Annotated in this window: 14 protein-coding genes; 1 reads left to right on the top strand and 13 read right to left on the bottom strand. The window is 76.7% G+C overall.

Annotated features, from left to right (window positions below; all coding sequences use genetic code 11):
- Positions 1–33: 33 nt before the first annotated feature.
- Together tsf and rpsB are read right to left on the bottom strand one after the other, a co-directional pair.
- Entirely contained in the window at positions 34–879 is an 846-nt protein-coding gene (gene tsf / locus ACFUMH_RS16160; protein ID WP_378207850.1) for a translation elongation factor Ts, read from the bottom strand.
- Positions 880–985: 106 nt separating this feature from the next.
- The gene (gene rpsB, locus ACFUMH_RS16155) at positions 986–1963 is read right to left on the bottom strand and encodes a 30S ribosomal protein S2 (protein ID WP_378207847.1); all 978 of its coding nucleotides are present in this window, start codon (positions 1961–1963) and stop codon (positions 986–988) included.
- A 429-nt stretch (positions 1964–2392) separates the two neighbouring features.
- On the opposite strand from rpsB, the gene ACFUMH_RS16150 reads away from it, so the two are divergent.
- Positions 2393–3019 carry a M23 family metallopeptidase gene (locus ACFUMH_RS16150; protein ID WP_378207844.1) on the top strand — a complete coding sequence of 209 codons (627 nt, stop codon included), beginning with the start codon at positions 2393–2395 and terminating at the stop codon, positions 3017–3019.
- Between the two features lie 31 nt (positions 3020–3050).
- On the opposite strand, the gene ACFUMH_RS16145 is transcribed toward ACFUMH_RS16150, so the two are convergent.
- The 11 genes from ACFUMH_RS16145 to rimM form a co-directional block, all read right to left on the bottom strand.
- A complete protein-coding gene (locus ACFUMH_RS16145) occupies positions 3051–4007 on the bottom strand; it encodes a FliA/WhiG family RNA polymerase sigma factor (protein ID WP_378207841.1) in 957 nt (318 codons plus the stop codon).
- Between the two features lie 101 nt (positions 4008–4108).
- The gene (locus tag ACFUMH_RS16140) at positions 4109–5035 is read right to left on the bottom strand and encodes a tyrosine recombinase XerC (RefSeq protein WP_378207837.1); all 927 of its coding nucleotides are present in this window, start codon (positions 5033–5035) and stop codon (positions 4109–4111) included.
- A gap of 133 nt (positions 5036–5168) precedes the next feature.
- Positions 5169–6353, bottom strand: coding sequence for a DNA-processing protein DprA (gene dprA / locus ACFUMH_RS16135; RefSeq protein WP_378207834.1), 1185 nt, complete (start codon positions 6351–6353; stop codon positions 5169–5171).
- Entirely contained in the window at positions 6350–7867 is a 1518-nt protein-coding gene (locus ACFUMH_RS16130) for a YifB family Mg chelatase-like AAA ATPase (RefSeq protein ID WP_378207831.1), read from the bottom strand. The genes dprA and ACFUMH_RS16130 overlap by 4 nt, the downstream gene beginning before the upstream one ends.
- Entirely contained in the window at positions 7868–8224 is a 357-nt protein-coding gene (locus ACFUMH_RS16125) for a YraN family protein (RefSeq protein ID WP_378207828.1), read from the bottom strand.
- Between the two features lie 144 nt (positions 8225–8368).
- Positions 8369–8692 (bottom strand): DUF2469 domain-containing protein, encoded by a 324-nt coding sequence (locus ACFUMH_RS16120; RefSeq protein WP_378207825.1) that lies wholly within the window; start codon positions 8690–8692, stop codon positions 8369–8371.
- A 79-nt stretch (positions 8693–8771) separates the two neighbouring features.
- Complete coding sequence (locus tag ACFUMH_RS16115; RefSeq protein WP_378207822.1) at positions 8772–9620, bottom strand: ribonuclease HII; 849 nt, start codon at positions 9618–9620, stop codon at positions 8772–8774.
- Between the two features lie 17 nt (positions 9621–9637).
- Positions 9638–10495: a signal peptidase I gene (lepB, locus tag ACFUMH_RS16110; protein WP_378207819.1), complete on the bottom strand. Its 858-nt coding sequence runs from the start codon at positions 10493–10495 to the stop codon at positions 9638–9640.
- A 146-nt stretch (positions 10496–10641) separates the two neighbouring features.
- Positions 10642–11004 carry a 50S ribosomal protein L19 gene (gene rplS, locus ACFUMH_RS16105; RefSeq protein ID WP_378207816.1) on the bottom strand — a complete coding sequence of 121 codons (363 nt, stop codon included), beginning with the start codon at positions 11002–11004 and terminating at the stop codon, positions 10642–10644.
- A gap of 224 nt (positions 11005–11228) precedes the next feature.
- Positions 11229–11999 (bottom strand): tRNA (guanosine(37)-N1)-methyltransferase TrmD, encoded by a 771-nt coding sequence (gene trmD / locus ACFUMH_RS16100; protein ID WP_378207813.1) that lies wholly within the window; start codon positions 11997–11999, stop codon positions 11229–11231.
- 3 nt (positions 12000–12002) lie between these two features.
- Positions 12003–12551 (bottom strand): ribosome maturation factor RimM, encoded by a 549-nt coding sequence (gene rimM, locus ACFUMH_RS16095; protein ID WP_378207811.1) that lies wholly within the window; start codon positions 12549–12551, stop codon positions 12003–12005.
- Positions 12552–12672: the final 121 nt, after the last annotated feature.

Below are 12672 nucleotides of genomic sequence, written 5' to 3'. Positions count from 1 at the left end.
CAGCGGACCGGGGCCACCGTCGTCACGACGTGGTCAGGCGCCGACGCGGAAGCGCACGAAGCCCGTGACCGTGCCGCCGGCCTCGGCGAGCACCTGGCCGACCGACTTCTTGTTGTCCTTCGCGAAGGCCTGGTCCAGCAGGACCGAGTCCTTGAAGAAGCCGTTGAGGCGGCCCTCGACGATCTTCGGGAGCGCACCCTCGGGCTTGCCCTCGTTGCGGGCCGTCTCCTCGGCGATGCGACGCTCGTTCTCGACGACGTCCGCGGGGACCTCGTCGCGCGTCAGGTACGACGGCGAGAAGGCCGCGATGTGCGTCGCGACGTCGCGGGCGACCGAGGCGCCGGCCGCGTCGGTGGCGACGAGGACGCCGACCTGCGGCGGGAGGTCCTTGTTGACCTTGTGCAGGTAGACCTCGACGTGCTCGCCGGCGAGGCGCGCCACGCGGCGGACGACGACCTTCTCGCCCAGCGTCGCGGCCGTCTCGTCGACGACCGTCTGCAGCGGGGTGCCGTCGGCGTCCGCGGCGAGCAGCGCGTCGGCGTCGGCGGCCCCGGAGGCGACCGCCGTCGCGAGCACGCGCTCGGCGAGCGACACGAACGTCTGGTTCTTGGCGACGAAGTCCGTCTCCGAGTTGACCTCGACGAGCACGCCGGTGGCGCCCTCGCCGTCGGCCGTCGGCGCGACGTTGGCGGCGACGAGGCCGTCCGACGCCGAGCGGCCCTCGCGCTTGCCGACGCCCTTCAGGCCCTTGACGCGGATGATCTCGAGCGCCTTGTCGAGGTCGCCCTCGGCCTCCTCGAGCGCCTTCTTCACGTCGAGCATGCCGGCACCGGTCCGCTCGCGGAGCGCCTTGATGTCGGCCAGCGAGTAGTTCGCCATCAGTTCCGTCCGTCCTTGGATTCTTCCGACCGGTCCCGCAGGTCAGCGGGCCGGGGCGGGTGCGGCGCGGTCGCGCGCGCCGCACCCGCGGGTGTGCCTCGGGGCGTCAGGCCTGCTCGTCCTGCGCCGCGGCCTCCTCGCGCGCCTCACCGGCGGCAGCGGCCTCGACGGCGGGGGCGGCGTCCTGGCCGGGGGCCGTGGCCGACTCGGCCGGGCCCGCCTCGCCGGCGGCCTGCTGCGGCTCGCCCGCAGCGGCGGCGGCCGCGTCGACGGCCTCCGGCGCGAGGGCGGGGTCCTGCAGACCGGCCTCGGCGCCGGCGAGGAGCTCGCGCTCCCACTCGGCGAGCGGCTCGGCGTCGGCGTCGGCGCCCTGCGTGGCGGCGGCACCGCCGGAGTGGCGCTTCATGAGGCCGTCGGCGGCGGCGTCGGCGATCACGCGGGTCAGCAGCTGCACGGCGCGGATGGCGTCGTCGTTGCCCGGGATCGGGTAGTCGACGACGTCCGGGTCGCAGTTGGTGTCGAGGATCGCGACGACCGGGATGCCCAGCTTGCGCGCCTCGTCGACCGCGAGGTGCTCCTTGTTCGTGTCGACGATCCACACGGCCGAGGGGACCTTGGCCATGTCACGGATGCCGCCGAGCGTCTTCGTGAGCTTGTCCTTCTCGCGACGCAGGACGAGCAGCTCCTTCTTCGTCAGGCCCGAGGCCGCGACGTCGTCGAAGTCGATCTGCTCGAGCTCCTTGAGGCGCTGCAGGCGCTTGTGGACCGTCGAGAAGTTGGTGAGCATGCCGCCCAGCCAGCGCTGGTTGACGTAGGGCATGCCGACGCGGGCGGCCTGCTCGGCGACCGGCTCCTGCGCCTGCTTCTTCGTGCCGACGAACAGGATCGAGCCACCGTGCGAGACGGTCTGGCTGACGAAGTCGTAGGCGCGGTCGATGTAGGACAGCGACTGCTGCAGGTCGACGATGTAGATGCCGTTGCGCTCGGTGAAGATGAAGCGCTTCATCTTGGGGTTCCAGCGGCGGGTCTGGTGCCCGAAGTGGACACCGCTCTCGAGCAGCTGGCGCATGGTCACGACGGCCATGTGACGTCCTCCCGGCGCACGCCGGCCAGGCGCGCGCGCTCGTGCGGGCCCGGGGCCCGCGGTCTCGGTTGTCGGTCCGGCCGGCGGCCGGTCCCCTGGTGCCACCCGCCGCCCGCCCCGGACCCGAGGGTCCGGACCGTGCGGGACGACGTCCGGTCGGCGACCGGGTCATGGCACGCGAATTCGACCGGCAGGAGCCGGTCGTGGGAGCAGTCTATCCCACGCCCGCCGGACGACCGTCCGCCCCCGTCGCCCGGCCGCAGCCGCACCGGTGCGGGGCGCCCCGCGGACCGACCCGACGCGCCGGCCGCCACGCGGCGCCGCGGCGCTCGTGCCGAGCCGACCACAGCCCCGCGGGTCGTCCGCGTCGTCCACCGGGCGCGGAGGTCGACCGTCCGCACGGCGTCGCCGGGCGGCAGCCTCCCCCTCATGCCGTCGACCTCACGCCCCGCCGCCGCCCGCCCGACGACCGCGCGCCGCGTCGCCGTCCGACCACGTGCGGGGTCGCCGCGCGCCGGTCGGCGGGCGCGCCGCTCGTGCGGCGCGGCCGCGGCCCTCGCCCTCGCCCTCGCGACGGTCGTCGCGCTCGCCGGCACGCAGCCCTCGGTCGCGGGCGTCGCGAGCACCGCCGGCCCGCCGGCCCCGCGGCCCGCCTACCGGGCACCGGTCGGCCCGCCCGCGCAGCTCGCGCGCGCCTTCGAGGCGCCGCCCGAGCGGTGGGCGGCCGGCCACCGCGGCGTCGACCTGCGCGCCGCGGAGGGGGCGGACGTGGTCGCGCCGGCGGACGGCACGGTGTCGTTCGCCGGGCACGTGGTGGACCGCGGCGTCGTCACGGTCCTGCACCCCGACGGGCGGCGCAGCAGCGTCGAGCCGGTCGTCCCCCTGGTCGCCGCCGGCGACCTGGTGCGCGCCGGGGACCGCCTCGGCACGGTGGCCGCCGGCGGGCACTGCGCCGGCACGTGCCTGCACTGGGGCGTGCGCGAGGGCGACCGCTACGTCGACCCGTGGTCGCTCCTGCCGGGCGCGGGACCGGTCGTGCTGCTGCCCGTGCGGTGACGCCGCCCCCGGTGGCGCCGCAGCGCGCGGGTCAGCCGCGCTCGGCGTCGAGGAGCCGGGTGCGCAGCCGCATCATCGCGGCCGTGTGGATCTGCGAGATGCGCGACTCCGTGACGCCGAGGACCCGACCGATCTCGGCGAGCGTCATGCTCTCGTAGTAGTAGAGGACGACGACGAGCCGCTCGCGCTCGCCGAGGCACTCGATCGCCCGCGCGAGCAGGTACTTCGTCTCCTGGGCCTCGACCGAGCCGGCCGGGTCCTCCGCGCGGCGGTCGCCCAGGGTGTCCGCGAGGGTGGCTGCGCCGGGGCGGTCGTCCGAGCCGGCGAGCAGCTCGTCGAGCGCGGCGATGTTCACGGCCGCGAGCTGGGTGTAGACGGCGCGCAGCTCCGCGACGGGGAGCTCGAGGCGCTGCGCGACCTCCGCCTCCGTGGGCGCGCGGTGGAGGGTGGACTCGAGCTCGCCGTAGGCCCGGTCGACGGCACGGGCCTTCGTGCGCACGGACCGCGGCACCCAGTCCATGGCACGCAGCTCGTCGATGATCGCGCCGCGGATGCGGGACGACGCGTACGACTCGAACTTCACCGCGCGGTCGGTGCGGTACTTCTCGATGGCGTCGATGAGCCCGAACATGCCGTACGAGACGAGGTCGGCGTGCTCGACGGTGGACGGCAGGCGCATGCCGAGCCGGCCGGCGACGGCCGTGACGAGGGGCACGTAGTGCATGATCAGCCGCTCCCGCGTGCGCGGGCACCGCTCCTCGGTGAAGCGCGCCCAGAGGGCGTCGACGCCCTCCGCGACCGGCTCCGGCGCGACGACCGCGGGTGCGGCGTCGGCGGGTGCGGCGACCGCGGGCGCGGCGTCCGTGGGCACGTCGGCGACGACGGTGCGCTGCTGCGGCACGAGGCCCACCGGCGCGGTGCCGGGGCGGTAGCCGCGCAGGGGTCCTGGGGTGGGAAGCCCGACGGGGGCGTCCTGCAGTGCCGTCATCGTCGGCTCCGTCTCTGTGCTGGTGCCCGCGGGTGCGGGCGGTGTGGGGCGGGCGGTGGCGGTCGCGCGCAGGGGTGTCCCCGGCGGCGGGGTGGTGCTCCTCATGCCCGTGGGTGGGCGAGGCGGTACGCCGAGCGCAGGCGCTCGGCGGAGACGTGGGTGTAGCGCTGGGTCGTGGCGAGGCTCGAGTGGCCGAGGATCTCCTGCACCGACCGCAGGTCGGAGCCGCCCTCGAGCAGGTGCGTCGCGGCGGTGTGCCGCAGCGCGTGCGGCGCCACGTCGTCGACGCCGACGCTCGCGGCGAGCTGGTGGACGACGGTCCGGAGCTGGCGCTGGTCGACGCGTCCGCCGCGCCGACCGAGCAGCAGCGCAGGCGGCGTGCCGTCGCGCACGAGCCGCGGCCGCGCGCCGTCGAGCCACGCGGCGACCGCGCGGGCGGCCGGCACGCCGAAGGGCACCACGCGCTCCTTGCCGCCCTTGCCGAGCACCCGCAGGGTGCGGGCGCCCAGGTCGACGTCGGGCACGTCGGCGCCGCACAGCTCGCCGACGCGGGCGCCCGTGCCGTAGAGCAGCTCGACGGCCGCCCAGTCGCGGACGTGCACCGGGTCGCCGTCGTGGGCGCGCTCCTGCGCGGCGTCGAGCAGCCGGGTCACGGGCTCGACCGCGAGGACGGTGGGCAGCGGCGCCGCCGCGCGCGCCGACGCCAGGCGCAGCGTCGGGTCGGTCGCGAGCCGGCTCGTGTGCACCGCCCAGCGGAAGAACGTGCGCGCCGCGGCCGACCGGCGGGCGAGCGTCGCGCGGCTGCGGTCGGCGCCGGCCATCGCGGCCAGCCACCCCCGCAGGACGGCGAGGTCGACCTGGTCCAGGCGCGTGGCGCCGTGCCGGACGGCGTGCGCGAAGAGGTGGTCCAGGTCCCCCAGGTACGCCCGCACGGTGTGCTCGGACAGCGTGCGCTGCGCCCGCAGGTGGAGGGCGAAGTCGGCGACGAGCTGAGCCCGCTCGGGGGCTCCCGCCGTGATCTCCGCCATGAACATGCTCCTAAGGTGGCGGCCGTCACCACTGCGCCACAAGACGCTGCGGGAACTACAAGAATGCGCAGTGACGGAATCCGCCGACAATGTCCGATTCGACGGCGCGGATTCCCCCGATCGCCGCTTTTTTTCACCCCCGCCGAACCTCATCCCCCTCGGCGAGCACCCAACCGGACCCGACCCGTCGGACCAGCCCGTCGAGCTCGAGCAGGCCGAGCATGTCACGGGCCTCCGCGACCGTCGTGCCGGCACGCACGGCGACGTCCTGCGTCGAGCGACCGCCCCGGCGCGGTGCCGCGTCGAGCACCCGGCGCGCGAGGGGGTCGAGCCCCTCCCGCGGCGCGCCGACCTGCGCGGACGCCTCGAGGACGTCGGCACCGACGTCGCCCGCGAGCTCGACGACCTCGGCCGCGTCGGTGACGCAGACGGCGACGCCGTCGCGCAGGAGGCGGTGGCAGCCCGCGGACGCGGCGGACGTCACGGGCCCGGGGACGGCACCCACGGGGCGCAGCAGGCGCGCCGCGTGGTGCGCCGTGCTCGCGGCGCCCGACCGCCACGCGGCCTCGACCACCACGGTGGCCCGTGCCGTCGCGGCGATGAGCCGGTTGCGCTGGAGGAACCGGCTGCGCGTCGGCACCGCCCCGGGCGGTACCTCGCTGACCACCGCTCCCCCGCCGTGCACGGCCTCCTCGAGCAGCCGCGCGTTCCCCACCGGGTAGGCACGGTCGACGCCGCCGGCCAGCACCACGAGCGTCCGTCCCTCCGCGACCAGGGCGCCCCGGTGCGCCGCCGCGTCGATGCCGTACGCGCCGCCCGACACCACCTGCCACCCCCGCCGCGCGACGTCGACGGCGAGGTCGACCGCGACGCGCTCGCCGTACCCCGTGCACGCCCGGGCGCCCACGAGCGCGACCGACCGCGCGTGCCGCGGCCCCTCCCCGCGGACCCACAGGGCGAAGGGGGCGGCGGCGCCGAGGTCGTCGAGACCCTCGGGCCACCCCGGGTCGCCCGGGACGACCACGCGTGCGCCGACGCGCGCGGCGGCCTCCAGGTCGCGGTCGACGTCCACGTGCGGACGGCGCACGCCCCACCGGCGCACCGCGGCGGAGAGCCGCCGGCGCACCGTGTCGCCCACGTCCGCCTGCGCGCCCAGGTCGGCCCAGTCCGGACGTCCCGTGGTGAGGGCCCGCTCGACCCACGCCAGGGCGTGCGCCGCGCCGCACGCCTGCACGAGCGCACCCGCCACCTCGTCGCCGGGCTCCACCAGCGCGCTCCACGCCGCACGCGCGCGGCGATCGGCCTCCTGCGCGGTCACGCGCCGTGCCCCCGCGTCCGCAGGGCCAGCGCCCGCCCGACGTCGCCGCGCTCCGGGCCGGCGCGGCCGTCGAGGTCGGCGAGCGTCCACGCGACCCGCAGCACGCGGTCGGCGCCGCGCAGGCTGAGCGTGCCGCGGTCGACCGCACGGTGCAGGTCGGCGAGCAGCCGCCCGTCGGCGCCGAGCGCGGCGTGCAGGGCCCGTGCGGGTACCTCCGCGTTGGTGCGCCAGCCGCCCGCGCGCCAGCGCTCGTGCTGCGCGGCCCGGGCCGCGAGGACCCGCGCCGCCACGGTGGCCGAGTCCTCCCCCGGCGCGTCCGCCGCCCGCGAGGCCGGCACCTCGAGCTGGAGGTCGACCCGGTCGAGCAGCGGCCCGGACAGCTTGCCGAAGTACCGCCGGCGCTGCTCCGGGCGGCACGTGCAGTCGAGCCCCTTGCCGACCGCCCGCCCGCACGGGCACGGGTTCGCGGCCAGGACGAGCTGGAAGCGCGCCGGGTAGCGCGCCGCGCCGCCCGCGCGGTGCAGGACGAGCTCGCCGTGCTCGAGCGGCTGGCGCAGCGTCTGCAGCACGCCGGTCGTGAACTCGGGCGCCTCGTCGAGGAAGAGGACGCCGCGGTGGGCCCGGGACGCCGCACCCGGCCGCGGCATGCCCGACCCGCCGCCCACGACGCTCGCCGGCGTCGCGGTGTGGTGCGGGTCCTCGAACGGCGGGCGTCGCAGCAGGCCGCGCGCGGGGTCGAACGTGCCCGCGATCGAGTGCACCGCCGTGACCTCGACCGCGTCCGCCTCGTCGAGGTCCGGCAGCACACCCGGCAGGCGCGCCGCCAGCATCGTCTTGCCCGTGCCCGGCGGGCCGACGAGCAGCAGGTGGTGCCCGCCCGCGGCGGCGACCTCGACGCCGAGGCGCGCCTCCTCCTGCCCGCGCACGTCGGCGAGGTCGAGCGCCTCGCCCGTCGGGGGCGCCGACGGCACGTCCGGGACCGGCTCGACGTCCGGCACCTCCACGTCCGCGCCGTGGTGCGCGGCGACCTGCGCGAGGTGCTCGGCCGCCAGCACCTCGGCACCGGGCACGAGCCGTGCCTCGGCCGCGTTGCCGACGGGCACGACCACGCGCGGCCGGCCGGCGGCGACCGCCGCGGCCACCGCCGGCAGCACGCCGCGCACCGGGCGGACCCGCCCGTCGAGGCCGAGCTCGCCGACGTGCACCCACGCGGCCGCGGACGCCGCCTCCACCAGGCCTGCGCCGGCGAGGACCGCGACCGCGACGGCGAGGTCGAACGCCGACCCCGTCTTCGGCAGGGTCGCGGGCGACAGGTTCACGGTGATGCGGCGGTTCGGCCAGGCCAGGCCCGACGACGTCACGGCGGCCCGCACGCGGTCGCGCGCCTCCGCCAGCGACGCGTCGGGCAGGCCCACGAGGCTGAACGCGGGCAGCGACGTCGCGAGGTGGGCCTCCACCTCGACGACGTGCCCGCGCAGCCCCAGCAGCGCCACCGCGCACGTGCGGCCCAGCACTCAGACCACCCCCGGCAGGTGCTCGACGGTCGCGGCCCCGCGCGCGGGCAGCGTCACGGCGACGACGTCGACGCGCACCGAGCGCGCGGCCACGTCGTGCGCGCGCAGCCACGCGGCGGTGAGCCGGCGCAGCCGCGCGAGCTTGCGCGCCGTCACCGCCTCCGCCGGGTGACCGTAGGCGACCGACCGCCGCGTCTTCACCTCGACGGCGACCAGCTCGTCGCCGTCGAGCGCCACGATGTCGAGCTCGCCCTCGGCGCACCGCCAGTTGCGGTCGAGCACCGTCCACCCCGCCGCCGTGACGTACCGCGCCACCACGTCCTCGCCGTACCGTCCCACCGCGTCCGTCGCACGCACGTCGACCACCTCCGGCGACGACCCTGACGCGCGCGGCGGCGCGGCGGGGGCGGCAGCGGGCGGGTCCGGGGACGGGGACGACCGTCCCGCGGGCTGTGGTCGGCTCGGCGGCGGGCGGGGCCCGTCAGCTTCCGGCGTGCCGCGTCAGCGGGGGAAGGCGTTCCCCGAGCCGAGGTCGAGCTCCGCCTTGGCGAGCTCCTCGACGTTGACGTCCTTGAACGTCACGACACGCACCGACTTCACGAAGCGCGCCGACCGGTACACGTCCCACACCCACGCGTCGACGAGCGACAGCTCGAAGTAGACCTCGCCCGCGGCGGACCGCACCTGCAGGTCGACGTGGTTGGCGAGGTAGAAGCGCCGCTCCGTCTCCACGACGTACGAGAAGAGCCCGACGACGTCGCGGTACTCGCGGTACAGCGCGAGCTCCATGTCGGTCTCGTAGTTCTCCAGGTCCTCGGCGCTCACGCGCCCATCATCCCCCATCCGCGGCGGCGGCACGGCCGCGGGACGCCGCGCCCGCACGCGGGCGGGCGGCGCTCCGGCGTCAGGGCAGGCGCAGCTCGTCCGTGAGCAGGCCGTCGACCGTCCACCCCGGCCCACTCGTCGCCGGCGGGAGGCCCACCGTCTCCGGCAGGCGCCACGACCTGCGGTGCAGAGGGCTGGGCCCGTGGGCGCGCAGCGCCGCGAGGTGGTCGGGAGCCGCGTAGCCCTTGTTGTCGTCCCACCGGTAGTGCGGGTGGTCCTGCGCGTGGCGCACCATGAGGGCGTCCCGCTCGCACTTGGCCAGCACGCTCGCGGCGGCCACGCTCGCGCACGTGCGGTCGGCCTTGACGCGCTTGTGCACGCGCGGCACGCGCACCTCGAGGACGTCGCCGAAGAGCTCGTCCTGCGTGCCGAACAGGTCCGGCGACGGCGGCGTCAGCCAGTCGTGCGAACCGTCGAGGACCACGACGTCGACGCGCTCCACCACCGTCAGCACGGCCGCCAGCGCGCGCGTGCCGGCCAGCCGCAGCGCCGCGACGATGCCCCGCTCGTCGATCTCCTGCGCGCTCGCGTGCGCCACGGCGCGCGCCACGCCCCACCGGCCCAGCGCCGGCAGCAGCCGCTCGCGCGCGGCGGGCGTGAGCAGCTTGGAGTCGGCGACGCCGCGCGGCGCCGACCGCGTCGTCGCGTCGACGACGACCACCCCGACGCTCACCGGCCCGGCGAGCGAGCCGCGGCCGACCTCGTCCATGCCGGCGACGAACGTGTGGCCGTCGCGCAGCAGCGCGCGCTCGTGGCGCAGGTGCGGCGCCGGCCGGGTCGCGGTCCGCACGGCGCGCGTCGTGGCGGCCGGCGTCCTGGCGGGCGGCGTCGTGGCGGGCGCGCCCGCGGTGCTGTCGGCGAGGGTCATGCGGGGCGGGTCCTCGGTCAGGAGGGGTCGGGCACGCCGGCGAACGTGTCGGACGGGTTGCGCAGGACGGTGACCCGGTCGAGCGGCCACACGGTGACGAACGCGACGCCGACGATGTTGTCGACGGGCACGGAGCCGCCGCCGGGGCTGCCCATGTTGTAGCGCGAGTCGGCCGACTTCTGCCGGTTGTCGCCCATCACCCAGACCGATCCCTCGGGCACGGTGATGTCGAAGAGCTTCTCGGTCGGCTCCGAGCCCGTCGCCAGGTACGGCTCCTCGAGGGGGACGCCGTTGACGGTGACGGGCTGCCCCGGCGCGCCGGCGACGCGGTCACCGGGCAGGCCGATCACGCGCTTCACGAGGTGCTCGCCGGCGTCCTGCGGCAGCAGGCCGATCCACGTCAGGCCGTCGTTCAGCGCGTCGCCGACCGGTCCGCGCTGCGGCTCGACGACGGGCTGCAGCCAGCCGCCCGGGTCCTTGAACACGACGATGTCGCCCCGCCGCAGGTCGCGCGGCCCGGGCGTCAGCTTGCTGACGAGGATGCGGTCGTTCTCGATCAGCGTCTCGTGCATCGACTGCGACGGGATGAAGAACGCCTGGACGAGGAAGGTCTTGACGACGAGCGAGAGCACCAGCGCGCTGACGAGGATGATCGCCGTCTCGCGGATCCACGACCACGCGGTCGTGCGGCCGGTCCGGCCACCGTCGCGCTCCTGGTGGCCGCGGCGGCCCTCCTGCGGCTGCTCGCCGCGGGCGACGTCGCCCGGCCCGGCACCCGTGGGGGCCCACAGGGGCCGCCCGTCCTGGGCGTGGGCGTCGGTGCCCTGCCCCGGGCCCGGCACCGGCCCCAGCTCCTCGGCGCGTCGCTCGGTCACCGACACACTCTCGCACGCGCGCGGCCGCCGCGGGGCACGTGCCCGCGTCGCGGGCACCGCGCACGCCCGTCGCCGGACGCGCCGGGGACGACGACGGGCGGCCACCGCAGCTGCGGTGACCGCCCGTCGGACGCGCGGGGTGAGGCTCAGCCCTTGGCCGGAGCCTGCTCGCGCTTCTCCTTGATCTTGGCCTTCTTGCCGCGGAGCGCGCGCAGGTAGTACAGCTTCGCGCGGCGGACGTCACCGCGGGTGACGACCTCGACCGAGTCGAGGGTCGGCGAGTGCACGGGGAACGTGCGCTCCACGCCGACGCCGAAGCTGACCTTGCGGATGGTGAAGGTCTCCCGCACACCGGCACCCTGGCGGGCGATCACGACGCCCTGGAACGCCTGGACGCGGGAGCGGTTGCCCTCGACGACCTTCACGTTGACCTTGAGGGTGTCGCCGGGACGGAAGTCCGGGACGTCGGTGCGCAGCGATGCTGCGTCGATCGCGTCGAGCGTCTGCATGACGTGTCACTTCCCCGCCCTGCCGCAGGTCAGGAGCGTGATCGACGGGCGCACGCGCTGCCGGGCAGGGCACGCGCCCGTGGGGGGCTCGGATCGGGTGGTGCGGACCGCGGCGGACCGGGTCCGTGCGTCGTGGCGTTCTCCCCTGCGGCAGAGAGGCGGGCCGACGCGCACCGACCGACCAGTCTGCCACAGCGGGCGTCCGGGACCGAATCCGGGGCGCCTCAGGCGCGGACGAGGTGCCCGTCCGCCACCGTCCACCCGAGCTCGGCGAGGAGCGCGACGTCGTGCCGGTCCAGCGCGGCCGGGTCCAGCGCGGCCAGCAGGTCGGGCCGGCGGGCGGCGGTGCGCTCGAGGGCGCGGTCACGGCGCCACCGCGCGATGCGGGCGTGGTGCCCGGACAGCAGCACGTCCGGGACGGCGTGGCCGGACCACTCCGCCGGCTTGGTGTACACGGGGTACTCGAGCAGGCCGGCCGCGCCGTGCGACTCCTCGACGAGCGACGCCGGGTTGCCCACGACACCGGGCAGGAGCCGCGCGACGGCCTCCACGACGACGAGCGCGGCGACCTCGCCGCCGTTGAGCACGTAGTCGCCGAGCGACAGCTCGGTGACGCGCACGCGGTCCGCGTAGTGCGCGGCGACCCGTGCGTCGATCCCCTCGTAGCGCCCGCACGCCACGACGAGGTGCTCCTCGCGCGCCAGCCGCTCGGCGGTGCGCTGCGTGAAGACCTCCCCCGCGGGCGACGGGACGATCAGGTGCGCGCCGTCGTCGAGGACGTCGTCGAGCGCGCGACCCCACACGTCGGGGCGCATGACCATCCCGGCGCCGCCCCCGAACGGCGTGTCGTCGACCGTGCGGTGGCGGTCGTCCGTCCACGCGCGCAGGTCGTGCACCCGCAGGTCGAGCAGGCCGGACGTGCGCGCCTTGCCCACGAGCGACAGCTCGAGCGCGGCCAGGTACTCCGGGAAGATCGAGACGACGTCGACGCGCACGCCTCAGCCCTCGTCGGCCGTCGGCTCGTCGACCACGAGCCGGTCGGCGTCGGCGGCGAGCAGGCCGCCGGGCGGGTCGAGGACGACGCGACCGCCCGCCACGTCCACCACGGGGACGATCGCCTCCACGAACGGCACGAGCGTGCGCGTGCCGTCGGGCTCGCGCACGACGAGCAGGTCCTGCGCCGGCAGGTGCTCGAGCCCGACGACCTCGCCGAGCACGCGTCCGTCGGAGACGTGCTCCGCCCGCAGGCCGACGAGCTCGTGCTCGTACCAGCCGTCGTCGTCCTCGTCGTCGTCGGCCTCGACGACCAGCTCCACGCCCCGCAGCGCCTCGACCGCCGTGCGGTCCGACGCCTCGGCGAACGTCACGTACCAGCGCTCCTGGGCGCGGCGCACGTGCGTCACCGTCAGGGGCCCCGCCGCCGTCGGCTCGGTGTCGAGCCGGGCGCCCACGGTGAGGCGCCGCTCGGGCGCGTCGGTGCGCACGTCGAGCGCGACCTCGCCGCGCAGCCCGTGCGGCCGGCCGATCCGGGCCACGGTCAGCTGCATCCTGCTCTCCCTCCCCCGTCGGTCCGCGAGACGCGGCGGGGCTCGTCCCTCACCGCGCGCACGTGCCCGGTGACGCCGACGGCCCGGTCCCTCGCAGGAGGGACCCTGTCTCTTATACACA

The sequence above is a fragment of the Cellulomonas sp. NPDC057328 genome (assembly GCF_042667215.1).
In the GTDB taxonomy this organism is placed as follows: domain Bacteria; phylum Actinomycetota; class Actinomycetes; order Actinomycetales; family Cellulomonadaceae; genus Cellulomonas.
Note: the sequence above shows the minus strand (reverse complement) of the source record. Positions and strands in the feature narration are given on the sequence as shown.

Coding starts and splice junctions, on each gene's coding strand:
- tsf (WP_378207850.1), bottom strand. CDS start 879: ATGGCGAACTACTCGCTGGCCGACATCAAGGCGCTCCGCGAGCGGACC.
- rpsB (WP_378207847.1), bottom strand. CDS start 1,963: ATGGCCGTCGTGACCATGCGCCAGCTGCTCGAGAGCGGTGTCCACTTC.
- ACFUMH_RS16150 (WP_378207844.1), top strand. CDS start 2,393: ATGCCGTCGACCTCACGCCCCGCCGCCGCCCGCCCGACGACCGCGCGC.
- ACFUMH_RS16145 (WP_378207841.1), bottom strand. CDS start 4,007: ATGACGGCACTGCAGGACGCCCCCGTCGGGCTTCCCACCCCAGGACCC.
- ACFUMH_RS16140 (WP_378207837.1), bottom strand. CDS start 5,035: ATGGCGGAGATCACGGCGGGAGCCCCCGAGCGGGCTCAGCTCGTCGCC.
- ACFUMH_RS16115 (WP_378207822.1), bottom strand. CDS start 9,620: ATGACCCTCGCCGACAGCACCGCGGGCGCGCCCGCCACGACGCCGCCC.
- rplS (WP_378207816.1), bottom strand. CDS start 11,004: ATGCAGACGCTCGACGCGATCGACGCAGCATCGCTGCGCACCGACGTC.
- rimM (WP_378207811.1), bottom strand. CDS start 12,551: ATGCAGCTGACCGTGGCCCGGATCGGCCGGCCGCACGGGCTGCGCGGC.